The sequence below is a fragment of the Microcella sp. genome, assembly GCF_051860105.1.
GTDB lineage: Bacteria > Actinomycetota > Actinomycetes > Actinomycetales > Microbacteriaceae > Microcella.
In genome coordinates this window covers 14,325-39,384 of record NZ_JBHYEO010000013.1, presented here as the reverse complement: position 1 = coordinate 39,384, position 25,060 = coordinate 14,325, and the positions used below count along the sequence as shown (strand labels likewise).

Sequence of the window (25,060 nt, the reverse complement as noted above, 5' to 3'; positions counted from 1 at the left end):
ACATGACGCAGCACGTGGTTCCCTCGACTCAGATCGCCGCGGCGCTGCACGGCTCTCATCGTGGCAGGGAGGTCGTCGCGACGGGTGTCGCCACCGTGGCCGACGCCGGTACGGGTCAGCTGTGCTTCGCCGGCGACCTGGAGCGGTACGCCCTCGAGGTCGACGCCGCGCTCGCCGCCGGCGCCATCGTGCTCGTGCCCGAGGGGCAGGACAGCCTCGTTGCGGGGGAGGGTGCCATCATCACTGTCGCGAACCCGCGCGCCGCCTTCGCCGACGCCGTGCGGCAGTTCTTCGCCCCGGTCGTGGAGCCCGGAATCGCGGGCACTGCGGTCGTGCATCCGACCGCCTCGATCGCTGCCTCCGCCTCGATCGGCGAGTTCACCGTGATCGGCCGGGGTGCGGTGATCGCTGAGGGGGTGGAGGTGCGACACCACGCTGTCATCGCCGCCGGCGTGCGCATCGGCGCGGGTTCGCTCATCAAGAGCCATGCGGTCATCGGCGAGGAGGGCTTCGGCATTGACAAGGACGAGCACGACAACAACATCCGGTTGCCGCACCTCGGGTCGGTCGTGATCGGCGAGCAGGTCGAGGTGGGCAACTTCACGACCGTATGCTCGGGCACCATCGCACCCAGCCGTGTCGGCGACTACACGAAGATCGATGATCACGTGCACATCGCGCACAACGTTCAGATCGGCCGCAACGTCATCATCACCGCGTGTGCTGAGGTTTCGGGCAGCGTGGTGATTGAGGATGAGGTGTGGATCGGCCCGAACGCCTCCGTGATCCAGGGCCTCACGCTCGGGGCACGGTCGCTCATCGGCATGGGCTCGGTCGTCGTGAAGTCCGTGCCCGCCGACGAGGTGCACTTTGGCAGCCCCGCGCGGAAGGTGCGCAGCAAGGCTGAGGATCAGTAGTTCTCGGCGGGGGTGGTCTCGAACCACCAAAACGGGTGCGTCAGCACCTGCAGCTGCGGAACCGTGTCGACCCACAGCGCGAAGTGCCCCTCGCGCCAGTGACCGCTGCTGTCGGAGAGGTATTTCATGGTGGGCATCATGAAGCGGCTCTCGTAGGCGTGGTAGGTCACGGGATCGCCCCACCGCTCGAGAAGGCGGTCGGCGAAGTCGAGATTGCCCATGCGGGCGGGCTCATGCAGGCTGAAGCCGTGGAGCTCGCGATCCACCGCCGCTTCGAACACGGTGCGTTGCCGATCGGCCCACGAGTCGTTATCGCCGCCGAAGACGTCGCTGAAGCCGCCCTCGAGGTGCAGTTCGACCGCATGACCCATGCTCTCGATCTCGCGGATCGCCTTGAGCGATGGCAGGCTCAGCAGGTTGTACCCGCGAGCGTGCACGCGCACGAAGAAGGTCGATCGGCAATCGGACTCGGCGTCGAGGCGAGCAACGCGGAGGGCCTGCTCGAGGCTGTTGTCGAGATCGTGGCGCAGGATCAGATGCTTGGGTTGCGGGTCGGCGAGGAACTCCGCGAATCCTGTGACGGCGTACCCAGCACCGCGGAACGCGCGGAGCGCCGCCGTGTAGTCGCGGAAGGAGTAGCCCGGGGCAGGGGTGGAGTTCTCAGTCATGGATGCCGTTCACGAGGGGGCGAGCTGGTCAGGGCGCGTGCCCAGGCCAGGGGGTCGACCCGGCGGCTGAGGCGCGAGGACACCCTGGCGGGGCCCTGCTCGATGATATCCGGGATGTCCGGCTCGCCTTCGCGACTGCTCAGGCCCGCGGCCGGCCAAAGTCGTCGTCGGTGACAAACGGCTCAGCCCCCAGCCCCGCGAGCTTCACCTGCAGGCCGAACTGGGGCAGTGAGTCGGCGAGGCCGCGGAAGGTGTCTTTGCCAATGATGCGCCCGCCGTCGACGTAGGCGATCTGGTCGTAGTCCTTGATGGTTGAGATGCGGTGGGCGACCGAGATGAGAGTGATCTGGCCGCGGAGAGCGCGGATCGCCTGCACCACGTCATCTTCGGTCTTGGTGTCGAGCGAACTCGTCGCCTCATCGAGCACGAGCACCAGCGGGTCGGCGTACAGCGCTCGAGCGATGCCGAGTCGCTGCTGCCCGCCGGAGAGCGAGACGCCTCGCTCACCGATGCGCTCATCGATGCCGTGGGCGCGCGACGCGACGAGAGAGCCGAGCTGCGCCCGCTCCAGGGCGTCGACAACACGGTCGCGATCGAAGTCATCGTCCCAGGTCAGCGCCACGTTCTGGGCGATGCTGGCGTCGAACAAGGCGACGCGCTGAGGCACATAGCCGACGCGGTTGCGCCAGGCCCGGATCACGTCTCCGAGCGGCTGACCGTCGATCGTGATCGCGCCAGCGGTCGGTTCGCTGAGTCCCAGGAGCAGGTCGATGAGCGTCGACTTGCCTGCGCCCGAGGGTCCGACGATGCCGAGCGAGGTTCCGAGAGGAATCTCGAGGTTGAGCCCGTTGAGCACGAGGTCGTCAGCACCGGGATAGCGAAACTCGATGCTCGAGAGGGTCAGGCTGTGTGGGTGCTCGGCGAGCACGCCTGCGTCGGTGCCACCCTGCTCTTCGCGCGCGTGCGCCTCCGCGTTGCGCATGTCATCGATGACGTTGCGCGCCCACGGGATGGTTGTGGTGGCGTCGAGCAGGCTGCTCTGGATTCCGGCGATGGCCGGCACGAGCCGGAAGCCGGTGGCGGCGAACAGCGCGACGGCCGCGACGGCGGCCGTCAGGCCCTGCGTGAGGTATGCGGCGATGCCGACGAGCAAGAAGCCTCCGATGAGGGCGGCTTCGAAGCTGTAGCGCGGGATGATGCTCAAGAACGAGGTGTTCGCGCGGGCGCGCACGGCGTGCACGCGGTTGCGGTCGACCACCCCCGCCACGCGATCGAGGCTGTTGCGCAGCGTCAGTTCTTTCAGCGCCTCAACCATCTCGGTCATGAGCACCGCGACCTTATAGCCGTAGCCGAGGTTCACCTCGCTCGCCTCGAGCGCCCGCCGAGTCACGACCTTGCTCACGACGAGCGCGACGAGCCCGAGATAGCCGAGGGCGATGACGGCCGTGAGCGGCTGCGAGACCACGAGCACGCCGATGATGAGCAGGAAGGTCAGCAGGTAGCCGGGCAGCATCGACAGCGGCAGCACGAAGCCCATCATCGTGTTGGCGATGCCGGTGTCGGCGATGCGAGTGATCTCGGCGACCGAGCGCTTCGAGCGCTCTTCCCACGTCGAGTGGATGTAGGCGCGGAACAGCCGCTGGCCGATGGCGAACTCGTAGCGCCCGAACCGGCGAGTGGCGATCCAGTGCAGAAGCACCGACAGGGCACTCTTGAGGATGATGAGCCCGCACGCGATGAGCACGAGCACCGGCGTGGTGCTCGTGGGTAGTTCGCCGACGATCGGCAGGTTGATGGGGGCGTTGCTCACGGCGGGTGTGATGACGAGCGCGAGTAGCGCCATGGCGACGACGTCAAGCGCGGTGAGCGCCGAGGTCGAGGCCATGTACCAGAAAAAGAACCGCTGGGCGCCGCTGGGAAGCAGGGGCAGCAGATCGCGCAGGGTGAACCAGATCTTCTTCATCGTGAGTCAGGCTACCAGCGGGCTTGCTGACGGTCCGCGGGCGGTGAGCGGCTCAGGGCCGCCGTCTAGAGCAGCCCGGCGAGCGTCTCGCGCATGACCTTCTGGTCGGCGGCCGAGCTGAGGGCCCCCGCGGCGGCGTGCGCGTTTCGCTTGTAGCGTCGCACGTCGTCGGGGGAGAGTGCGCTGAGGGCCGACACCAGGCCAGCGACCGAGTGGTCTGTCAGGCGCGGGCCGAGATCGTGCTGCGCGATGAGGGCCGAGGTCTCGGTTGCAGGGCTGATGAGCACGCCGAGTCGGGCCTGCACGAAGTCGAAGAACTTGTTGGGCAGCATCAGCTGGTGGTTGAGCGAGGCGATCGGCAGCAGGTAGACCCCGAGATCGTAGGCGTTCAGGGTCGCTGGCAGCTCGGCGGGTGGCACCGGGGGGTGGATGCTCACCCTCGGCACCCCCTCGGCCCGGCGCCGCAGCTGGCCGAGGTGCCCGCTCTCGTCGCCCATGAGGTAGAGGTCGAGGGTGAACCGCTCGTCGAGTGCGGCGGTTGCGTCGATGAGCGCTTCGATGTTTCGCTCGGGCACGGCGATGCCGCTGTGCACGAGCCGCACCTGGTCACCCTCGACGGGGCTCGGGGTCAGCGGTTGCTCGGCGATCGCGTTGCGCACGACGCCCGGCATGACACCGTAGCGCTCACGGTAGAGCTCGGCGATCGACTGGTTGACCGTGGTGACGGCGGCGACGCGGGGCAGATACCGTCGGCACAGGGCATCCATGTACGGCGCGACCAGCAGGCGCCAGGCCGCGCTCGCCGTGTTCTCTTCGCGGGCCCATTCGTGCAGGTCGGCCCAGACGGGCGCGCCGTTGGCGACGTCGACAGCAAGCGGCAGGGCTCGCGCGTCGTTCGCCACGACGAGGTCGAACGGCGCTTGATCGGCGAGCAAGGCGCGCCCCGCGCGCTCGCCGGGGGCCGTGAGTTCGACTGAGCGGTGGGCGCGCAGCGCGAGCCGGAGCACGCCGCCGGTGGTCTGCGGCAGCGATGCGGCGGCGCGGTCGACCTCGAGGTGGGCAGTCGCACCGGGCGGGGTCGGCCCGTACCCCAGCGTCGTCACCTCGCCGAACTCGGCGAGAACGGCAATCTGCCGCAGCACGCGCGCATCGGTGCTGATGGGCGAGAATGAGATGCAGAGGATGCGGGTCACGACGATGACCGGCGCCGGATGCCGAGCCGCGTGCTGAGCGACAGCAGCAACTCGAAGAGCCACTTGCTGTTGGGGTACTCAAGGTGGTCCACGGGCGGGCGCGCGATGATCTCGTCGAACTGCGCCACGCTGAGTCCGAGCTTCTTGGCGATGAACTCGTGGTCTTGCCGTTCGAGGTCAGCGGGGTAGTCAGGCTCGGCGAGCTCGGCGAGTGCCTGCTCGCGCGTCAGCTGACCCGAGAGGATGAGCGACGAGAGGTGAGCCTTGCGCTTGTCGAAGCCGAACTTCTTCGGCAGGTAGCTGCCCTGGAAGTACCGGGTGAAGACCGACTCGTAGTGCTTGCCGCCGTAGTCGCGCCAGCCGAGTTCGTCCGCGATCGCCTGCTTCGCGTCGGCCTTGATGTAGGGCATGTAGTTGAGGAGCTGCACCGTCGTGATGGGCCGGATGTAGCCGTACCAGAAGTAGCGCTTGAAGATGCCGAGCACCGGGTAGGTGGCGAGCTTCACCGAGCCGAAGCGCTTCTGGATCGCCTTCACGTGCTTCGCGTCGGCCGCGTTGTAGCCCCACGACTGCGGCAGGATCGACTCGGTCGCGAGGTTGTGGCCCGAGAGGATGTAGCGGATGCCGTACTTCGCCGCTTGCCGGTAGGCCACCGCGGGGAAGGCGTGATCGGTCGGGATGTCGCAGTTGGCCACCGACGCCTTGAAGAACGACAGCTGCAGGTCTTTCATCTCGCGCCAGTCGACGACGTCGGTGAAGAGGTCGAGGCCGAGCCGCGACACGATGTTCTCGATGTTGCCGACGGCGAGCTCGCTGTTCCAGCCGCTGTCGAAGTGCACGGCGAGCGGGCGCAGCCCCAGTTTGACCGCCTGCAGCACAAGATAGGTCGAGTCGACGCCGCCGCTGATGCCGATGACGCAGTCGTAGGGCTTGCCGCGGCCGGCCTTCTTGATGCGCTCGACGACCGCGGCGAGTTCGTCGGCTCGCTCGCCGGCGTTCGCCGCGTCGACGGTCGCCTTCATCGTGCGGTCGTAGAGCAGAGCGTGCGAGCTCACGCCGCTCTCGTCGAATGTGATCTCGGGGTCGGTCGTGTCCATGACCGTTCGCGTGCACATCTGAAACGGGCGGGTGTCGGTCATGGCGGTGTCTGCTCCGTCGGCGCGGGGTGGGGGCGGATGCCCCGCAGAAGTTTACGCGCCCCCGGGAGGGCTCGCGGTGTCGCTCTAGACTGGCGCGATGTTCTCCGTGCGTGCGCTCAACGCCGCACCACGCTGGGTGCGACGGGCGGTGACGACCGTGACGCAGGGCCGCGGGCCGCTCGGGGCCCTGTACGACCGCGTGGCGCTCCGTCTGGGCGACGCCGTACCTCCGGCCCTTCCGCCCGTCGACGCATCGCCCGTTCGGCTCGTCATCGGGCCCGCCAACGAGGCCGAGCAGGGCTTCCAGTGGGCCCGCGCGGTCGAACGCTCGCTGCCCGGGGTGAGCGCGGTCGCGATGATGGGTTTCGATCCGGGCGGGTACGGCGTGCAGGCAGACCTCGTCGTGCCGCGCGCGGTCTACCTGCGGTCGGCACCGTGGCACGACGCGTTCGAGGCCTTCCTGCGCACCCGCACGCACGTCGTCATCGAGTCGGCCCTTCCGCTGCTGGGCCGTCGGTATCGCACCGACGTCGTCGCCGAGGTGCGCGCGCTGCGCGCGGCGGGCGTGCAGGTTGCCCTCCTCTTCCACGGTAGCGATCTGCGACCGCCCTCACAGCACCGCCGCGAGCTCGCGCGGTCGCCGTTCACGAACCCCGAGCTGCCGTCGACCATCCTCGAAGACAAGGCGGCCTTCGCGGCTGCAGTCGTCGCCGAACTCGGGGGGCCGGTCTTCGTGAGCACGCCCGACCTGCTGCGCTACCAGCCCGACGCGGTCTGGTGCCCCGTCGTCATCGACGTCGAGCGGTGGAGCGTGCCGCGCGACGACGCGCCGCCCCGCTCGGGCCGGCCCGTCGTGCTGCACGCACCCTCGAATCCGCTCATCAAGGGCAGCCACCTCATCGACCCCGTGCTGCGCGCACTCGAGGGCGAGGGCCTCATCGAGTACCGCCGAGTGCAGGGGCTGACCTACGCGCAGATGAGGCAGCAGTATGCCGAGTGCGACATCGTGCTCGACCAGTTCCTCATCGGCAGCTACGGCGTCGCCGCGTGCGAGGCACTGGCGGCCGGGTGCGTGGTGGTGGGGCACGTCGACCCGAACACCCGTCGCACGGTGCATGAGCAGACCGGGATCGAGGTGCCGATCGTCGACGCGACGGTCGACACGCTCGACTCCGTCCTGCGGTCGGTCATCGCCGAGCCCGCCGCGGTCACGAGTGAACGGCGTCGCGAGGCAGTACGGTTCGTCGGCGAGGTGCACGACGGCCGTCGGTCGGCTGACGCTCTGCGCGGGTTCTTGCGTCTGTAACCGCGCCTGCTGCTATGGCGTGAGCTTGACCGCAGCGATGAAGCGCAGTGGTGCCTCTCGGTGCAGCAGACGGCCGAACGAGGCGCTGATGAGGTTCGCTGGCCGCAGCAGCACCGTGCGCTTGTGCAGCAGGGCGACGATCGACTCAGGGCTCGACTCCGGGTCCATGACCGACCTCAGCAATCGACGGTCGATGATGCTGACGATTCCGAGCATCTCGGGGGCGACATCGACGATCCTGCGGGTAGCGGCGGCGAATGCCTCCCTCTCGCCCCGGACGGGAGGCGCACTGTCGAGGAATCGTGATCGAAGCGCTTCCATGAGGTGGGTGCGGAAGAGCTTGATCGCGATGCCCTGCCGAGCGGCGGGCGAGAGCGTGGCGATCCACCCCGGGTCGATCGCTGCGTCGAGGAACTGGAAGTCCTCGGTGACGCTCTTGCGCGAGACCGAGATGCGATCGGTCGCATCCTGATGCCCCCAGTAGGCGGGGCCGGTGCGGTCGAACGCGATGCGTGCGCCCGAGAACCACAGGCGCAGGCCGTACTCGATGTCCTCGCCCGTCGTCAGGCCGGGTGTCAGACGCAGGGTGGGAAACTTCGCGCGCGACACGAGGCCGAGTTGCTGGGTGCGGTACGCGAGGCGATCCTTGGCACCGTCGAGGTCGTGTGAACGGAAGGGACGCGTCGGGGGAGTGCGCAACGACGAAGGGCCCTCGGCGAGCCCGACGCGCGGAATCACGACATCAGCCGAGTACCGCCGCTGCACAGCGAGCCAGGAGTCGATCGCCCCCGGCAGCAGCTCGTCGTCCGATCCGAGGATGGCAGTGAACGGAGCGGTCGCCGCCTCGAGCCCGTGGTTGAAGGGCCCCGTCGGGCTCGGGATGCCGTCGGTGAAGGGCAGCAACCGCAGCCGAGGGTCATCCGTGAGGTCGCCCAGGCGCGCCGCAATGAGCGCCGGGTCGACGCCGTGGCACACGACCGTGACGCGCACCGGTGCGACGGTTCCCGTGAGTACGGAGGACACCGCGCGCTCGATCGCCCGCTGCGGGGTGTGCACGGCGATGATGAGATCGACCTCGGGTTCGGGGGTCATCGGGCTCCTCTTTCGGCGATGGCGGCCACGGCCGCGTCCCACACCATGATCTGCTGCTCGGCGCTCAGCGACGCCGAGGCCGCGTGCGCGTGCTGCTTCCACGCGGCGACGCGCTCGGGGGTGAGCGCGTCGAGGGCCTGCCGGATGTCATCGGCCCCGAACCCGTTCGTGACGACGCCGAGGTCGTGCTCGGTGAGCGTGCGCGCCATCTCGGGGGACGGGCCGATGATGATGCCGAGGCGGGCTTGCACGTAGTCGAAGAACTTGTTGGGCAACGCCCACCGGTTGTTGAAGCTCACGGGCGGGATCACGTGGATGCCAAGGTCGTAGCTGCTCAGCGTCGCGGCGAGCTCGGCGTAGGGCACAGGTTCGTGCAGCGTCACGCGGCTGCTGCCGGCGACCGCGGCGCGAATGCCGTCGAGGTAGCCGACGTCGTTCGGCATGAGGTAGAGATCGAGGCTGACGGATGCCGTGCTCGCCTCGACGGCGGCGATGATCTCGTCGATACCCCGGTTGCGTAGCGCGGCCCCGCTGTGCACGATGCGTATCGGCGAGCCGACGGGGGTGGGCGACAGGTTCGGCTGGTGCGGAGCCGCGTTGGTCGCGACGCTCGCTTCGATGCCGAACACGCGACGGTACTCGTCGGCGATGCCCTGCCCGACCGTCGTTACCGAGCTCGCGCGGCGCGCGAAGCGGCGGCACTGCCAGCGCACGTAGGGGGCGACGAACAGGCGCCAGGTGGTGAACTCTTCGTTGAGGCGCGGCGCGTACTCGTGCAGGTCGGCATGCACGCCGCCGCGCGGGTCGAGAGAGAGCGCCAGGCCGACGGTGTCGATGTCGTTGGCGAGCACGACGTCGAACCGCGGTTCGTCTCGCAGCAGCGTCTGCGCGGCGCGGATGGCGGCGCTGTGCCAGTAGATGCGCGAGTACTGCCGCAGCACGAGCCACTCTCGACGTCGCTCAGACCACGGCGCGTCGTCGGCGATCTGCAGGTGGCGGCTCGACCCGGCCGGCGCTCCGCCGTAGCCGCACGTGACAACGTCGTACCGCTCGGCGAAGTGCGTCACCTGCTTGAGCACGCGCGCGTCGCGCTCGATGGGTGAGAACGAGAGGATGAGCAGCCGGGGCCGCGTCGCGCTCGCGCTCATGCGCCGTGCACGGGAGCCGCGAGCAGGGTGTCGGCGACCCGTTCGGCGGCGTGCCCGTCGCCGTAGGGTGTCGCGTCGGTCGCGGCCGGCGTCGGCCGGTGCACGGTGGCAGCGAGCTCGGCGGGGTTCCAGACGAGGGCGTTCCAGCCCAGCTCGACCGTCTCGACCCATTCGGTCTCGGGGCGGATGGTCGTGGTCGGCACCCGCAGAAGGAACGCCTCTTTCTGCAGCCCGCCCGAGTCGGTGACGACGCCGCGACTGTGCTGCACGGCGGCCACGAGCTGCGGGTAGGCGAGCGGCTCGACCGCGCGCACCGCCCCGGCTGACAGGGCGATACCGTTCGACTCGGCGAGCGAGCGCAGCCGCGGATGCGCGAGCAGTAGCACCGGGGCGTCGAGGGCTGCGAGCGCGGCGATGATCGCGGCGAGACGAGCGGGGTCGTCGGTGTTGTCAGGGCGGTGGATGGTCGCCACGTAGTAGCCCCCGGGCTCGAGCCCCTCGGGCGCGGCAGTGCCCTCAGCCGCCACGCGATCGCGCACGCGGTAGAGCACATCGGTCATGACGTCGCCGACGAGCACGCTGCGCTCGGCGAGGCCCTCGTGTGCCAAGTGCCCCATGGCGACCTCCGTCGGGGCGAGCAGCAGGTCGGAGGCGTGGTCGGTGAGCACGCGGTTGTGCTCTTCGGGCATGCGCCGGTTGAACGACCGCAGCCCGGCCTCGAGGTGCGCGACCGGCAGGTGGATCTTGACCGCGGCGAGCGCCGCGGCGATGGTCGAGTTCGTGTCGCCGTAGACGAGCACCCAGTCGGGCCGAAGGTCGAGGAAGGCCGATTCGAGACCCGCGAGCATCGCGCCGGTCTGCGCGCCGTGGCGCCCCGAGCCGACCTCGAGGTTGAGGTCGGGGGCGGGGATGCCGAGATCGCGGAAGAACACGTCAGACATGAGCTCGTCGTAGTGCTGACCAGTGTGCACGATGAGGTGCTCGGCGCGGCCCGCGAGCGCCTGGGAGATGGGGGCGAGCTTGACGAACTGGGGGCGGGCGCCGACGACGCTCAGAATGCGCATGCGTCAAGCCTAGAGCCAGCCCGACCGTCCCTCCGGGCCCCGGTCAGTGCGGCAGGGCGGCGATGTCGGCCGGGCTCGGGTAGGTGATGAGCACGGCCCGGTGCTTGCCGTTGAGCACGAACATGCTGCCCGCGGCGACGGCTGAGGCCCCTTCGTCGAGGGCTGATCGGAAATCGCTCGTGGTCGCCGCGCCGCCGAGCGCGATGACGGGCACCGAGACCGCGTCGGCCACGCTGCGCACGAGAGCGAGGTCGTAGCCGCTGAACGAACTCTCGCGGTCGATCGACGACACGATGATCTCGCCCGCGCCGAGCGCCTCGGCCCGCTGAGCGGCCTGGACGGGGCTGAGCTTGGTCTTGGCGCGACCGCGCCGAACGTAGGTGTCGTGCCCCCCGAGCAGGCGGCGCTTAGCGTCGACGCTCACGACCGTGCTCGAGCTGCCGAGGGCCTGCGCAATCTCGGTGACGACCTCGGGCCGGGTGTCGACGATCGAGTTGAGTACGACCTTCTCGATGCCGATCGAGACGATGCGCCGGGCATCCGCCGCAGAGGTCACACCCCCGCCGTAGCCGACCGGCATGAATGCCTCGCTCGCGATCTCCTCGATCAGCGTGTAGTTGACGCCCGTGCCTTTGACGGTCGCGTCGATGTCGCAGATGACGAGCTCGTCGACCTGCTTCTCGTTGAAGATGCGCACGGCGTTGATGGGGTCGCCGATGTACTTCTCTCCCGAGAAGCCGACGGGCTTCACGAGGTAGCCGTCGCTCACGAGCAGCACGGGGATCACGCGGGGGAAGGTCGTCATAGGGTCGCGAAGTTCGTGAGCAGGGTCATGCCGAAGGCGTGGCTCTTCTCGGGGTGGAACTGCGCCCCCATGATCGAGCCGGCCCGCATGACCGAGGTGAACTCGCCGCCGTAGTCGGTGACGGCGAGGGTGTCGTCGGGCCGGGCGGGCACGACGCGGTAGCTGTGCACGAAGTAGAACCGGCTGCCCGTCTCGACGCCTGCGATGAGCGGGTCGCTGCGGCGAGCGCTGATGGAGTTCCAGCCCATATGCGGAACACGCAGCCCGGGCGCGGCGTCGAACCGGTTCGTGCGGCCAGGGATGAGCCCGAGGCCGGGCAGCTCGCCCTCGTCGCTGCCGTCGAGCAGCAGCTGCATGCCGAGGCAGATGCCCATGAAGGGCCGCTCGGTCGCGGCGAAGTCGCGCAGAGCGTCAGCGAGCCCGGTCTCGGTGAGGCGGGCCATGCCGTGATCGAAGGCGCCGACCCCGGGCAGCAGCACGCGATCGCTCGCGGCGACCTCATCAGGGGTCGAGATGAGCCGCACCTCGGTGCCGATGCGCTTGAACATGTTGGCCACCGAGCCGAGGTTGCCCAGCCCGTAGTCGATGACCGAGACGCTCATCGCCGGAACGGCTTGGTCGCCCGGGCGGCGAACCGCAGAAGCGTCGACGTGATCGGCCACACGAATCGATCGTAGGGGTACTCGAGGTGGTCGACGGGCGGCTGGGCGTAGAGCGCCTCGAGTTCGGTCGTCGTGACACCGAGCTTCTTGGCGATGAAGGCGTGGTCCTGCTCGCGCAACGAGGCCGGGTAGTCGCTCGTTTCGAGCCGCTCGAGCGCCTCGTCGCGGGTGATCTGGCCCGAGAGGATGAGTGACGAGAGGTGGGCGCGCCGCTTGTCGAATCCGAACTTGGTCGGCAGGTAGTAGCCCTGGAAGTACCGGGTGAAGACCGACTCATAGTGCTTGCCGCCGTAGTCGCGCCAGCCGAGCTTCTCGGTGATGGCAGTCTTGGCCTCGCGGTAGTCATAGGGCATGAGGTTGAGGAGCGCGATCGAGCTGATGCCGTTCATGATCTCGTAGTAGACGTGGCGCTTGACCTTGCTGAGCGTCGGGTAGGTCTTCAGCGGAACCGAGCCGAATCGGCGCTGGATGCCCTTCACATGCCGCGCGTCGCCCGCGTCGTAGCCCCACGCCGTGGGGAGTACCGACTCGCTGACCAGGTTGTGCCCGGAGAGGATGTACTTCACGCCGTACTTCTTTGCCTGGTCGAAGGCCACGGAGGCGAAGGCATGGTCGGTCGGAATGTCGCAGTTCGCGACCGAGGCCTTGAAGAACGACAGCTGCAGGTCGCGCATCTCGCGCCAGTCGACGACGTCGGTGTAGAGGTCGAGCCCGAGCTTCTCGACGAGATTGGCGATGTTGCCGACGGCGAGTTCGCTGTTCCAGCCACTGTCGAAGTGCACGGTGAGCGGCCGCAGGCCGAGCTCGACGGCCCGCATCGCGAGGAAGGTCGAGTCGACGCCGCCGCTGATGCCAATGATGCAGTCGTAGGGCTTGCCCGCGCCCGCCGCCTTGATGGTGGCGACGAGCGCGTCGAGCTCGGGTTGCAGCGCGCCGCTCTGGGCGGCCTCGACGGCGGGAGCCTGGTGCTCATCGTAGAACAGTGCGTGCGAGCTCACTCCGGCCTCGTCGAACCAGATGTCGGGGTCGGTGGTGTCCATCACGGTGCGCGTGCACAACTGGTATGCACGAGGTGCTGCAGGCATGGGTGGGAACCTTCTTCGAAGAGGGAAAGTCGGCTAACCCTACAGTGGCTCAGGAAAGCTTGTGGCTCACGCCATCGAGGGCGAGCTGCTCGGCGATGCGCACGACATTCGCGCCCTCGTCGAGGGTCACGATGTGCGAGGTGTCGCCCGTGAGCACGGCGTCGCGGAAGGCCTCGTGCTCGGCGAGCAGCGGCTCCTTCCGCACGAGCGCGAAGCGCGTCATGTCGCCCTCCGTGACTCCTCGGAACGACGAGACCTGCTCCCACGTGTTCTCGATCACGCCATTCTGGTAGTGCGTGAGGTCGGCCGTCAGGGTGTCGGCGACGAGCGCACCCTTCTCGCCCGTGATGATCGTCGTGCGCTCCTTGAACGGCGTCAGCCAGTTGACGGTGTGCGAGGCGATCGTGCCGAGGTTGAGCGTGCCCACGGCGAGCAGCATGTCTTCGTACTCGCGGCCGGAGCGGTGCGCCGTACGCGCGTTGACGCTCACATACTCTTGCTGGCTCACCCAGGCGGTGAGGTCGATGTCGTGCGAGGCGAGGTCTTTGATCACGCCGACGTCGGCGATGCGACCGGGGAATGGTCCCTGTCGGCGGGTGGCGATCTGGTAGATCTCACCGAGAAGTCCGTCGGCAATGCGCACGCGGGCGGCCTGCAGAGCCGGGTTGAAGCGCTCGATGTGCCCGACGCCCCCGATGAGACCCGCGGCCGTGAACAAGTCACGCAGCTCGATGGCTGCCTCGGTCGTCGAGGCGACCGGCTTCTCGATGAGGGCGTGGATGCCGCGCTCAGCGAGACGCGTGCCGATGTCGAGGTGGTAGATCGTGGGTGCCGCGACGATGCAGTAGTCGAAGCCGAGGTCGAGAAACTCGTCGAGGTCTTTCACGATCGGCCGGCCCTCGATGGTGGGCCCGACCGAGTCGGCCGGGTCGTACACGCCGACGAACTCGACTCCCGGCAGCGAGGCGAGCACGCGGCTGTGGTACCGGCCCATGACGCCCAGGCCGAGCACACCGGCGCGCAGGGTCATCAGCTGCCCGCCTTCGCCACGGCGTTGACCGCGGTCACGATCGCCTCGAGGTCGCGCTGCCGCAGCGAGGGGTACACGGGCAGCGAGAGCACTTGGGCGGCCGCGAGCTCGGTCGCGGGCAGGTCGAGGGTCTGCTGGAACGACGGCAGACGATGGATGGGCGTCGGGTAGTACACGCCGCTGCCGATGCCGCGCTTCGCGAGCTCGGCGGCGAAGGCGTCGCGGTCGTGGTCGACGACGCGCACGGTGTACTGGTGGAAGACGTGCTGAGCGCCCTCGGCGATCGGCGGCACGACGACCCCGCGCAGGTTGCTCGAGAGGAAGGCGGCGTTCTGCTGGCGCTTCGCCGTCCAGGCCGGCAGCTTGGTGAGCTGCACGCGGCCGATCGCGGCGTGGATGTCGGTCATGCGCGTGTTGAAGCCGATGACCTCGTTCTCGTAGCGACGCTCCATGCCCTGGTTGCGCAGCACGCGCACCGCACGCGCGAGCTCGGCGGAGGGCGTCGTGACCATCCCGCCCTCGCCCGAGGTCATGTTCTTCGTGGGGTAGAACGAGAACGAGGCGGCGAGGCCCCACGCGCCGACCGGAACGCCGTCGACCGAAGCGAGGTGGGCCTGGGCGGCGTCTTCGAACAGCAACAGGCCGTGCTTCTCGGCGATCGCCGAGATGGCGCGCAGGTCGGCCGGGTGCCCGTAGAGGTGCACGGGCATGATGCCCTTCGTGCGCGGTGTGATGGCCGCCTCGATCGCGGCCGGGTCGGCGTTGAAGTGGTCGATCTCGATGTCGACGAAGACGGGCGTCGCACCCGTGAGCGAAACCGAGTTGCCCGTGGCGGCGAAGCTGAACGAGGGCACGATGACCTCGTCGCCGGGGCCGATGCCCGCGGCGAGCAGCGACATGTGCAGCGCCGAGGTGCCCGAGTTGAGTGCGATCGACTCGCGGCCAGCGACGTGCGCCGAGAACTCCTTCTCGAAGGCGGCGACCTCGGGGCCCTGCGCGAGCATGCCTGAGCGCATGACGCGGTTCACGGCCCTTCTCTCGCGGAAGCCGATCTCGGGCTTGGCGGCGGGGATCATTCAGTCAACCTCACTCAATCGGTGCTCGCCGGTCTGGCGGTAGCGGTCGCCCGTGGCCGGGCAGATGTACAGGGTGGCGTCGTCGGGGTCGACCGCCAGGGGCTGACCGGCCTTGCCGACCCAGCCGATGCGGCGGGCCGGGCTGCCGACGACGAGCGCGAAGTCGGGCACGTCTTTCACCACGACCGAGCCCGAGCCGACGAGCGCCCAGCGTCCGATGACGATGGGGGCCACGCACGTCGCACTCGCGCCGATCGACGCGCCCTCGCGAATGTCGACGCCGACCGGGTGCCAGTCGTCGGCCGACTTCGGGCTGCCGTCGGCGTTGATCGCGCGAGGGAAGTGGTCGTTGGTGAGCACGACCGCCGGGCCGATGAACACCCCGTTCGCCAGTTTCGCGGGCTCGTAGACGAGCGCGTAGTTCTGGATCTTGCAGTTGTCGCCGACCTGGACGCCCGTGCCGACGTAGGCCCCGCGCCCGACGATGCAGTTCTGGCCGATGGAGGCGTTCTCGCGCACCTGGGCGTAGTGCCAGATCTTCGACCCAGCGGCGATGGTCGCCGACTCGGCGACGTCAGCCGTGGCGTGCACGTAACCGGGCTGGGCGGGCATGGAGTGCTCCAAGGAAGGCGGACAGTAGGGCCACGACGGGCGTGCTCATCTTAGCCGCACTGGATGCGCGGGCCCTGGCGCCGATCGCGCGACGGGGGCCGCCTACACTCGAGAGGTGGGCGATCGACAGGCGGCGGTGATCCGCCGTGGGCGCGTCGTGGCGTGGAAGCTGCTGCGGCGACTGCCCGAGAGCGCACTACGGCGGTGGCTCCACTGGGGCGACAGCGGGCCGGCCACGGGCATCCCGCCACTGCCCGCGTTCTCGGCCGAGCCGACACGGCTGCTCATCGCGCCGCACAACGCGGCCGCGCAGGGCTGGTACTGGGCGCGGGCCGCACAAACGCTGCCGGGCACCGCGGCGCAGAGCCTGCACGTCGATCGTGACGACCCGTACGAGACGCCCGGCGACTCGGTCGTGACCGAGCCCGTGTACCTGTGGTCGCGCACCTGGCAGCGCGCGGCCGAGCGCTTCGTCGCGCAGAATGTGACGCACGTGATCGTCGAGTCGGGCTGGCGGCTGTTCGGCAACGGGCTCTCCGGTCGGGCGATCGACGAGGTGCGCTGGCTGCAGCGGCGGGGCATCGCCGTCGCGTTGCTGTTCCATGGCAGCGACATCCGAGACCCCGACCGGCACGCGGCCGCGCACACCGATTCGCCCTTCGCGCCGGGGCTGTGGAGCGGCACCGAGCCCCTGCGCGAGGTCGTGCGCGACAACCGCGCCTTCGTCGCCGAGGCGAACGTGCCCGTGTTCATCTCGACCCCCGACCTGTTCGACGATCTGCCCGACGCCACCTGGCTGCCGGTCGTCGTTGACCCCGAGCTGTGGCAGTCGCCACCCCCCTTCGACCACGACGGGCCGCTGCGGGTCGCTCACGCGCCGAGCTCGCAGATGCTCAAGGGCACCGACCTCGTCGAGCGGACTCTGCAGCGCCTGCACGACGAGGGTGTCATCGACTACATGCGCGTGCGTGACGTGCCGTTCGAGCAGATGCCGGCGATCTTTCGCACCGCGGATGTCGTGCTCGACCAGTTCCGCCTCGGCATCTACGGCGTGGCCTCCTGCGAGGCCATGGCCGCTGGCCGGCTGGTGCTCAGCCACGTCACGGATACCGTGCGCGAGCGGGTGCGCGCGGGAACGGGGTTCGAGTTGCCTGTCGTTCAGGCCCAGGCGGTCGATGTCGAGCGGCTGCTGCGATCGATCGCCGCCGATCGCACGCCCTGGGTCGCGATCGCCGCCGCCGGGCCAGCGTTCGTCGCAGCAGTGCACGACGGTCGGCTGTCGGCCGAACGACTCGCCCCCTTCCTCGCGAGCGGCTCCTGATCGAGGGTCGGTCGGGTCACATGTGCGCACGACGAACGCGTTTCTTCTCCATTCCACCCTCAAGTGGTGATTGAGGGTTAGGCTGGAAAGCGGGGGTGCGTGCACCTGCACGCACGAGCAGGGGGTTTCGTCATCATGATCAGCACCACCGGTATCCGCCGCGCACTGCGCGGCGCAGTCGCCGCACTGGGCCTTGGCGCCATCATCATCGGCGGGGCCATCGCGGGCCCTGCGGCCGCGCAGGTCGCCGACGAGCGCCCTCCCGCCACGCCCGACGTCACGATCGACCCGGCCCGCGTCTCGTCGGGCATCGCCGTCGAGCCAGCCGCCGATGCCGCGTTGTTCACCCCTGGCTACCTCATCAACGACCACATCTTCTACAACGGCAGTGGCATGACGCAGGCCCAGATCCAGGCCTTCCTCGAGCGTATGCAGCCCAATTGCGGCAACCTCGACTGCCTCAAGTGGTTCACGCAGACCACGACGACGCGTGAGGCAACGCCGCGCTGCCTGCGCTACGACGGTGCCGCGAACGAGTCGGCCGCCGCGATCATCTACAAGGTGCAGGTGGCGTGCGGCATCAACGCCAAGGCGCTGCTCGTCACCCTGCAGAAAGAGCAGAGCCTCATCACCGACACGGCGCCGTCGTCGACGAAGCTGCGCATCGCGATGGGCTACGGCTGCCCTGACACCGCGGCGTGTGATTCGCTCTACTTCGGGTTCCAGAACCAGGTGTACTCGGCCGCGTCGCAGTTCCAGCGCTACCGCCAGAACCCGAGCGGCTACCGGCACCTCGCCGGCCAGACCATCCCGCTCGCGACGCATCCGCGCAGCTTCTACCCGAACGGCGCCTTCGTGCCCGCCCAGTGCCCGTTCATCACGGCGACGATCCGCAACGCCGCGACGGCCGGGCTCTACAACTACACGCCCTATACGCCCAACGCTTCCGCGCTCGCCAACCTCTACGGCACCGGCGACAGCTGCGCCTCCTACGGCAACCGCAACTTCTGGCGCCTGTTCACCGACTGGTTCGGCAGCCCGACCGTGGTGAGCATCCCCACCGCGACGCAGACGCGCATCAGCGGCATCGACCGCTTCGACACCTCGGTGCAGCTCTCGCAGCGCGCCTACCCGAGCGGGGCGAGCACCGTCTACGTCGCCGTCGGCACGAGCTTCGCCGACGGGCTGGCCGCCGCTCCGGCCGCCGCCCAGGTCGATGCTCCGCTACTGCTCGTGCGCACCGCCTCGGTTCCGCCGAACGTGCTCGCCGAGCTGAGCCGGCTCAACCCGACGTCGATCATCGTGGTCGGCGGCACGGGCGCCGTGAGCGGGTCCGTCGCGTCAGCGCTCGCCGCCGCCGTGCCGACCGCGACGGTCTCGCGCTTCGAGGGCATCGACCGCTACGCCACCGCGCGCGACATCGCCGCCAAGGGCTTCCCGACCGGAGCCCCCATCGTGTTCCTCGCCAGTGGCGCCGACTTCCCCGACGCGCTCGCCGCGAGCGCGGCAGCCGGCCACCTCGGTGGGCCGGTGCTGCTCGTTCCGGGCGGCGCCACCGCGGTCGACCCCCAGACCCGTGCGCTCATCGAGAGCCTCGGAGCCGCGACGATCGTGATCGCCGGGGGCACGGGCGTCGTGACCTCAGCGCTCGAGCTCGATGCCCGCACGATCCCGGGCGTGACGACGGTCGAGCGACGCGGCGGCATCACCCGCTTCGAGACGGCCGCGCTGCTGAACGAGTACGCCTTCACCGATGCCAGCGCGGGCTTCATCGCCTCGGGCTTCGACTTCCCCGACGCCCTGAGCGCCGCGGCCATCGCCGGGGCCCAGGGGGCGCCGCTCGCCCTCTCGAACGGGGTGTGCACGTTCGTCACCACGCTCGACCAGTTCATCGAGTTCGAGGTGACGTCGGTGACGCTCGCGGGCGGCACGGGAGTGCTCGGCCCGAGCGTCGGCCAGTACGAAACCTGCGGCTGAGCCGCGCCACGGGGGAGAGGGTGCAGTGAGACGCGCATTCAGCGGTTCGGTCGTCAGCAGCACCTTGCTCGTGGGGGTGCTGCTCGCGGCTCCGCTCACCACGGCGACCGCCGCCGATCGCCCTGAGCCCCGCATCGATGAGGCCGCCCTCGTGCCCATGGTCGAGGTCGATCCCGTCGACTTCGCGGCCGAGGCCGCCGAGCTGCCGCCCGAGCTGGACGCGGCGCTCGAGCGCGATGCTGGCATCAGCGGTGCCGAATGGCTGGCGCAGGCGGAGGCGAGTGCCGTCGGTATCGAGGTGGTGGATGCTCTCGCCGAGCAGATCGACGTCAACGGTGCTCGGCTCGAGGGCCTCGAGCTCGTCGTGACCGTGGGTTCGACCGCCGACGCCGCCGTGGTCGAGAGCGTCGGAGCGACCGCCGAGATCGGCCCGGAGGGCGAGCGCGTCGGCGATCCCATCGAGGGGCTCGAGCCCGCGGCCGACCTCCGCGGTGGCATGCCGTACACCTATGACGGCTTCCGCTGCTCGGTCGGCTTCGCGGGTCTCGACGTGTCGACTCTGCAGGGGCAGATGCTGTCGGCCGGCCACTGCCTCGCTGCAGGCGGCACCCGCACGGCGGCGAGCATCACGCGGCCGACGATCTCGGGCGGCGTGCTCACGACCCCGACGCAGTCGATCGGGGCGCCAGGGCTGCATGTCACCGACGACTACCCCAACCCGGGCTACACCGACCCGACCTACTACGACTACGGCCTCACCCCGGTGACAGGGTCGCCGTGGACGCTGCTGCCCGAGGTCGTCACCTGGGGCGGGGCCTCGAGCGGGGCGCCCCTCGCATCGGCGCCGCTCGTGGTGCGCGATGCCGGCCCGGCCCTCGTCGGGGCGACCCTGTGCAAGTCAGGGGCGACCACCGGCTGGACGTGCGGACCGATCACACGGGTCGACAGCGTCGAGCGCGTCGGCGCGAGCTCGTGCCCGTCGAGCGGCTCCGACTACTGCGTCGGCAGCGTCGTCGCCAACATCTGCGTGCGCCAGGGCGACAGCGGCGGCTCGGCGTTGGTCGGCACGCGCGCCGTCGGCGTGACCTCCGCAGCGACGAACGGCACCGTGAGCACGTGCAGCACGACCGGCAACATTGGCGTCTTCTCGACGCTGTACTCGGCGAACCCCGCCTTCGAGCAGGTGACGAAGGTCTACCCGAACTGGGAGCCGCTCATCGGGCTACAGACCCCCTCGATCAGCACGGGGGGCGTCAACCGCGTCGAGTCGTCGCTGAGCGGCGCGTTGCCGGGCGGTGGCGTTCGCCACGACGTCTCGCTCGCGCTCGACCTGGGCGGCACCCTGACCGACGAGGTCGACGCCGCCGGGGCGTGGAGCATCGACATCGGCGCCGTGCCCAACGGCACCCGGTCGTACACGCTGCGGTCGACTTGGGGTTCGGGCGTGCAGCAGAGTTCGACCGTCTCCGGCCGCTTCTTGAAAGCGGCGCAGTCGCGCCTCTTCGGCGACGACCGCTACGCGACCCCGGTGCAGATCGCCCGCGCAGAGTTTCCGGGCACGCCCACCCCGACCAGCCCGGTCACGCCCGGCGTACCCGTCGTCTACCTCGCCAACGGCGCCTCCTTCCCTGACGCGCTCAGCGCGGGCCCGGCCGCGGCGCTCGAAGGCGGGCCGATGCTGCTGACTCCCGCGACGAGCCTGCCCCCTGGCGTCGCGGCCGAGCTCGACCGCCTCAACCCGGAGCGCATCGTCATCGTGGGCGGCACAGGTGTGGTGTCGAGCACCGTGGAGGCGCAGGCCGCCGTCTACGCCACCGCCGTCTCGAACCGCACCATCCGGTTGGGCGGCGAGAATCGCTACCAGACCTCGCAGCTCATCGCCCAGCGCATGCTGACGCAGGGCCTTTCCACCGGTCAGGCCCTCTGGGTCGCGACCGGAGCGAACTTCCCCGACGCCCTGTCGGCCGGAGCGGCCGCCGCGGGCAAGGGCGTTCCGATCCTGCTCGTCAACGGCGCGGCGGGCACGCTCGACACGGCGACGGCGAGCTTCATCACCAACACCCTGCGCAGCAGCCAGGTCGACATCGCGGGCGGCACGGGGGTCGTGAGCCCGGGAATCCAGGCGGCGATCGACGCCCTGCCCAGCACGACGACCGTGACCCGTCGCGGCGGTGACGACCGATTCGCGACCTCGCTGCTCATCAACCAGGCGGCCTATCCGCTCTCGGCGCCCGAGGTCTTCCTCGCCTACGGCTTCAACTTCCCCGACGCGCTCGCCGGCAGCGTCGTCGCCGGGCTGCGCGGCGGACCGCTGTACATCACCGAGACCCCGTGCGTGCGGTCGGGCATGGTCGACCACGTGCTGAACATCGGCCCCAGCCGGGTGACGGTGTTCGGCGGCCCCGGCCTCGTCAGCGACGCCGCTCGCGACCTCCGCCGCTGCTGACCGGCACGTAGACTGCTCGGGTGCGCGTACTGGTCACGGGAGGCTCCGGCTACATCGGCTCGCACCTCTGCCGCCTGCTCGTCGAGCGGGGTGACGAGCCCGTGATCGTCGACGACTTCGAGCAGGGCGACCGACGCCGCATCGACGGGATGCCCAGCCACGAGCTCGAGCTCGCCGCACCCGGCGCCGCCACCGTGCTCGCCGAGCTGATGCAGACCGAAGCGGTCGACGCGGTCATCCACCTCGCCGCGCGCAAGCAGGTCGGCGAATCGGTCGCCCGCCCGCTCTGGTACCACCGGCAGAACCTCGGGGCCCTCACGGCGGTGCTCGAGGCGATGCTCGCCACGGGCGTGCGCGAGCTCGTGTTCTCGAGCTCGGCCGCCGTCTACGGCGACGCGCACGGCATCGTCACTGAAGACTCGCCGACGGTGCCCGTGAACCCCTACGGCGAGACGAAGCTCGCCGGCGAGTGGCTCGCCGCCGGCGTCGCGCGCGCCGAAGGCCTGCGCGTGACGAGCCTGCGCTACTTCAACGTCGCCGGAGCCGGCTGGCCCGACCTCGCCGACACCGCAGTGCTCAACCTCGTGCCGATGGTGCTCGAGCGCATCGACGCGGGCGAGGGCCCGCAGATCTTCGGCGACGACTACGCGACCGACGACGGAACGTGCGTGCGCGACTACGTGCACGTGCGCGACCTCGCGGAGGCGCACCTCGCCGTGCTCGACGCGTTGCCGCGTCAGCCCGAGCCGCACCGCGTCTACAACGTGGGAACCGGGCAGGGGGCGAGCGTGCGCCAGGTCGTCGAGGGCATCCGTCGACGGCTGCCGGATGCTCCGCCCGCCGTGACCCGCCCCCGTCGGCTCGGCGACCCCGCCGCTGTGGTGGCCGACGTCAGCCGCATCGCCGACGAGCTCGGCTGGCGCGCGCGGCACGACCTCGACGACATCCTCGACTCGGTGATCGACGCGCGCCGCGCAGAGATCCGCTAGTCGAAGCGGCCGCGCCACGAGCGGTTGCGGGCCGCTGCGAACGCCGAGGTGACGAAGAGCAGCAGCCCGCCCTCGTAGAGCAGGTAGCTCTCGGTCATGCTCACCGTCGCGAGCAGCACGAGCGTCAGCGCGGGCCACACGTAGACCGTGCTGCGGCGGTCGGTCGCGACGAGCCAGGCGCGCACGAAGGCGAGACCCAGCGCAGCGATGAGCACGAGGATTCCTGCGAGCCCCAGCTGCAGCCACACGTCGGCATAGGCGTTGAGCGCCGACTCGGGCTGCTGGCCACTGCTGGCCACGATGCTCGAGAACGGGTAGACCGAGGTAGGCCACATGCCGACCCAGCCCCAGCCGAGCACGGGCTGCTGCGCCACGAGGTCGCCCACCCGGCTCCAGACGCTCGTGCGCTCGGCGACATCGGCAGCGGCATCCACGAACCCGATGAGTGGGCCGCGGAAGACCCACGCGAGCACGGCGAACACGAGAGCCGAGATGAGCAGCACCGACTGGGTGGCCCGGCGCGCAAGCGCCTCCTGACGCCGGATGATGACGAGGGCGAGCCCCACGACGAGCACCGCGGCGAGCACGAGCAGAGCCACGGGCGACCGGGCGAACACGATCGTCGCCCCCGCGAGCGCGAGCGCGTAGGCGGTGAGGCCGCGCGAGACCGAGCGCGTGCGGTACTCGATCCAGAAGCTCAGCACGGCCAGAGCGCCGAGGAAGGCGAAGGCGTTGCGGGTTCCGGCGATTCCCTGCACGGGGCCGCCGTCGGCGAGGTCGCCCGTGATGCCGATCCACAAGAACGGGGTGTCGAGGATGACGCCGCTCAGCACCTCGAGCACGAACGACACCGTGAGGATGACGCGCAGCGCGTTGCCGACCGCCCGCACCAGTTGGATGAGGTCGCGCACGAGCGCGATGTAGACGCCGAGGAAGGCGAAGGCGACGGCGTAGGCGATGCCTCCGAGCGTCGCCCAGGTGTACTGGCTCCAGATGACGCTCACGGTGATGAGCGAGAACAGCGCGAGCAGCGAGACGGGCAGCACTCCGCGCCACTCCACCCGCTCGGGCTGGGCCGCGAGACTCACCGCCGCGAGCACGACCAGGCCGCTGAGCACGGCGATGCCGCCCGGCCAGCCGAGCAGGGTCCGCACCGCGAAGGCGGCGAGAGCGATTCCGACGATCGCCTCGGTGAGCGCCTGCGTGAAGCGCGGCGAGCCGAGGAAGGAGCGGGCGGTCTCGATCACACGGTCACCGCCGCGGTCGGAGAGACAGGGATGCTCACGCCTCGCAGCCGGCTCGCGACCGCGAGGTAGACGAGCAGCACGAGGCCGCCCTCGATCAGCAGGCGCGACTCGGCGAGGCTGTGCACGACGAGCACCGTCAGCAGCAGGGCCGGCAGCAGGCGCAGGGCGGCGGTGGGGGCGGCGTCGCCGAGCGGGGCATCCACCGACCACGACCGCACGCGCGCGCCCGTCGTGACGATGAGGATCGTGAAGACGACGAGCCCCACCCAGCCGAGCTGCATCAGCACGTCGAGCCACGCGTTGTGCGCCTGCAGGTAGGTGACACCGTTGATGACGACGAGGTCGTCGAAGGGCTCGACCCACGGAGCCCAGTAGCTGACCCAGCCCCAGCCGAGCAGCGGCCGCTGCTCGGCGAGGTCGATGACGGCGGCCCAGATGTCGAGGCGCCCCGTGAGGTCGTCGCTGCGGCCAACGAGGTCGAGCAGCGTCGCACGGAACGCCAGGGCGAGAGCGACGACGCCCGCCGCCGCTGCCGCGGTGAGACCGTAGAGGGTGAGCCGGCCGCGCGTGCTCAGCCGGCGGGCGAGCAGCAGCACGCCGAGGGCGACGAGCGCGGCGAGGCCCGCGACCAGCACGGTCGACGAGCGCGTGAGGGCGAGCGTCAGCAGCGCGGCCCCGAGCCAGCCCCAGCCCGCGGCCGCCCCCACACGACGCTCGGCCACCTGGATGGCGAACACGATGACGCCGAGAAGGGCCGCGAAGGCGAGCAGATTCGCGTTGCCGGGAATGCCCTGGATGCGGCCGCCCTCGAACAGCAGCGCGCGCGACCAGTAGAACGCCTTCGGGAACGGCTCCTCCCACGACACCCAGAAGGGCAGCACGGGCCGCTGCAGCACCGCCGCCACGAACAGCTCGAAGGCGAGAGACAGGCCGATGATCCAGCGCAGCGCCACCCCGAGCGCGCGCAGCAGCTGCGCGAGCGAGACAGTATGCGCCATGACGATGCCCACGAACGCGGTCGCGAGTGTCGTCAGCAGGCCCACGGCGGTCGCCCCGGGGTAGAACGACCACACGATCGACGCGACCATGAGGCCCAGCAGCGTGCCGAGAGCGATGGGGATGCGTCGGAGGTCGACCCTGAGCCGGATGGCGACGACCGCCCACAAGACGATGATGCTCAGAGCGACGAGACCCCAGCCGTACCAGCTGATCGTGTTGCGCCAGGCGTCTCCGGCGAGCAGCGTGAAGAACGAGAGTGCGGCGAGGGCCACGCGTCGTTCGCGGAGCCACGTCATGCAGTGAGCCTACCGGCGACCCGCG

21 protein-coding genes are annotated in these 25,060 nt (G+C 69.8%); 6 read left to right on the top strand and 15 right to left on the bottom strand.

Going from position 1 to position 25,060, the window contains the following annotated elements; genetic code table 11:
* The first annotated feature begins 2 nt into the window (after positions 1–2).
* On the top strand, positions 3–917 hold the full coding sequence (locus ACTIE9_RS08675) for an LpxD N-terminal domain-containing protein (RefSeq protein ID WP_439565183.1): 915 nt from the start codon (positions 3–5) through the stop codon (positions 915–917).
* Here ACTIE9_RS08675 and ACTIE9_RS08670 read toward each other — a convergent pair.
* The 4 genes from ACTIE9_RS08670 to ACTIE9_RS08655 form a co-directional block, all read right to left on the bottom strand.
* Positions 911–1,585, bottom strand: coding sequence for a GCN5 family acetyltransferase (locus ACTIE9_RS08670; RefSeq protein WP_439565182.1), 675 nt, complete (start codon positions 1,583–1,585; stop codon positions 911–913). The genes ACTIE9_RS08675 and ACTIE9_RS08670 overlap by 7 nt on opposite strands.
* 139 nt (positions 1,586–1,724) lie before the next feature.
* A complete protein-coding gene (locus ACTIE9_RS08665) occupies positions 1,725–3,548 on the bottom strand; it encodes an ABC transporter ATP-binding protein (protein ID WP_439565181.1) in 1,824 nt (607 codons plus the stop codon).
* 65 nt (positions 3,549–3,613) lie between these two features.
* Positions 3,614–4,804, bottom strand: a complete 1,191-nt coding sequence (locus ACTIE9_RS08660) for a hypothetical protein (RefSeq protein ID WP_439565180.1) — start codon at positions 4,802–4,804, stop codon at positions 3,614–3,616.
* Positions 4,738–5,880: an N-acetyl sugar amidotransferase gene (locus ACTIE9_RS08655; RefSeq protein WP_439565179.1), complete on the bottom strand. Its 1,143-nt coding sequence runs from the start codon at positions 5,878–5,880 to the stop codon at positions 4,738–4,740. The genes ACTIE9_RS08660 and ACTIE9_RS08655 overlap by 67 nt, the downstream gene beginning before the upstream one ends.
* A gap of 97 nt (positions 5,881–5,977) precedes the next feature.
* Between ACTIE9_RS08655 and ACTIE9_RS08650 the strand changes: the two genes are divergently transcribed.
* A complete protein-coding gene (locus ACTIE9_RS08650) occupies positions 5,978–7,186 on the top strand; it encodes a glycosyltransferase (protein WP_439565178.1) in 1,209 nt (402 codons plus the stop codon).
* Positions 7,187–7,198: 12 nt separating this feature from the next.
* On the opposite strand, the gene ACTIE9_RS08645 is transcribed toward ACTIE9_RS08650, so the two are convergent.
* The 9 genes from ACTIE9_RS08645 to ACTIE9_RS08605 are packed head-to-tail and all read right to left on the bottom strand — an operon-like array spanning position 7,199 to position 15,760.
* Entirely contained in the window at positions 7,199–8,278 is a 1,080-nt protein-coding gene (locus ACTIE9_RS08645) for a glycosyltransferase family 2 protein (protein ID WP_439565177.1), read from the bottom strand.
* Entirely contained in the window at positions 8,275–9,426 is a 1,152-nt protein-coding gene (locus tag ACTIE9_RS08640) for a glycosyltransferase family 1 protein (protein WP_439565176.1), read from the bottom strand. Before ACTIE9_RS08640 ends, ACTIE9_RS08645 begins: the two co-directional genes overlap by 4 nt.
* Complete coding sequence (wecB, locus tag ACTIE9_RS08635) at positions 9,423–10,490, bottom strand: non-hydrolyzing UDP-N-acetylglucosamine 2-epimerase (RefSeq protein ID WP_439565175.1); 1,068 nt, start codon at positions 10,488–10,490, stop codon at positions 9,423–9,425. The genes ACTIE9_RS08640 and wecB overlap by 4 nt, the downstream gene beginning before the upstream one ends.
* Before the next feature lie 43 nt (positions 10,491–10,533).
* Positions 10,534–11,295 carry an AglZ/HisF2 family acetamidino modification protein gene (locus ACTIE9_RS08630; protein WP_439565174.1) on the bottom strand — a complete coding sequence of 254 codons (762 nt, stop codon included), beginning with the start codon at positions 11,293–11,295 and terminating at the stop codon, positions 10,534–10,536.
* Positions 11,292–11,897: an imidazole glycerol phosphate synthase subunit HisH gene (hisH, locus tag ACTIE9_RS08625; RefSeq protein WP_439565173.1), complete on the bottom strand. Its 606-nt coding sequence runs from the start codon at positions 11,895–11,897 to the stop codon at positions 11,292–11,294. Before hisH ends, ACTIE9_RS08630 begins: the two co-directional genes overlap by 4 nt.
* A complete protein-coding gene (locus tag ACTIE9_RS08620; protein ID WP_439565172.1) occupies positions 11,894–13,042 on the bottom strand; it encodes an N-acetyl sugar amidotransferase in 1,149 nt (382 codons plus the stop codon). Before ACTIE9_RS08620 ends, hisH begins: the two co-directional genes overlap by 4 nt.
* Positions 13,043–13,091: 49 nt before the next feature.
* A complete protein-coding gene (locus ACTIE9_RS08615; protein ID WP_439565171.1) occupies positions 13,092–14,072 on the bottom strand; it encodes a Gfo/Idh/MocA family protein in 981 nt (326 codons plus the stop codon).
* The gene (locus tag ACTIE9_RS08610; protein ID WP_439565170.1) at positions 14,072–15,148 is read right to left on the bottom strand and encodes a DegT/DnrJ/EryC1/StrS family aminotransferase; all 1,077 of its coding nucleotides are present in this window, start codon (positions 15,146–15,148) and stop codon (positions 14,072–14,074) included. Before ACTIE9_RS08610 ends, ACTIE9_RS08615 begins: the two co-directional genes overlap by 1 nt.
* Positions 15,149–15,760 carry an acyltransferase gene (locus ACTIE9_RS08605; protein WP_439565169.1) on the bottom strand — a complete coding sequence of 204 codons (612 nt, stop codon included), beginning with the start codon at positions 15,758–15,760 and terminating at the stop codon, positions 15,149–15,151.
* A gap of 115 nt (positions 15,761–15,875) precedes the next feature.
* On the opposite strand from ACTIE9_RS08605, the gene ACTIE9_RS08600 reads away from it, so the two are divergent.
* The 4 genes from ACTIE9_RS08600 to galE all read left to right on the top strand — a co-directional run bounded on the left by ACTIE9_RS08600 (position 15,876) and on the right by galE (position 22,493).
* Positions 15,876–17,081: a hypothetical protein gene (locus ACTIE9_RS08600; protein WP_439565168.1), complete on the top strand. Its 1,206-nt coding sequence runs from the start codon at positions 15,876–15,878 to the stop codon at positions 17,079–17,081.
* 135 nt (positions 17,082–17,216) lie between these two features.
* Positions 17,217–19,058: a cell wall-binding repeat-containing protein gene (locus tag ACTIE9_RS08595; protein ID WP_439565167.1), complete on the top strand. Its 1,842-nt coding sequence runs from the start codon at positions 17,217–17,219 to the stop codon at positions 19,056–19,058.
* A gap of 25 nt (positions 19,059–19,083) precedes the next feature.
* Positions 19,084–21,504 (top strand): cell wall-binding repeat-containing protein, encoded by a 2,421-nt coding sequence (locus ACTIE9_RS08590; protein ID WP_439565166.1) that lies wholly within the window; start codon positions 19,084–19,086, stop codon positions 21,502–21,504.
* 20 nt (positions 21,505–21,524) lie between these two features.
* On the top strand, positions 21,525–22,493 hold the full coding sequence (gene galE, locus ACTIE9_RS08585; protein WP_439565165.1) for a UDP-glucose 4-epimerase GalE: 969 nt from the start codon (positions 21,525–21,527) through the stop codon (positions 22,491–22,493).
* On the opposite strand, the gene ACTIE9_RS08580 is transcribed toward galE, so the two are convergent.
* Both ACTIE9_RS08580 and ACTIE9_RS08575 read right to left on the bottom strand, forming a co-directional pair.
* Positions 22,490–23,740 (bottom strand): O-antigen ligase family protein, encoded by a 1,251-nt coding sequence (locus tag ACTIE9_RS08580; protein ID WP_439565164.1) that lies wholly within the window; start codon positions 23,738–23,740, stop codon positions 22,490–22,492. The two genes, galE and ACTIE9_RS08580, sit on opposite strands and share 4 nt — an antisense overlap.
* Entirely contained in the window at positions 23,737–25,035 is a 1,299-nt protein-coding gene (locus tag ACTIE9_RS08575) for an O-antigen ligase family protein (RefSeq protein WP_439565163.1), read from the bottom strand. The genes ACTIE9_RS08580 and ACTIE9_RS08575 overlap by 4 nt, the downstream gene beginning before the upstream one ends.
* Between the last annotated feature and the right edge of the window lie 25 nt (positions 25,036–25,060).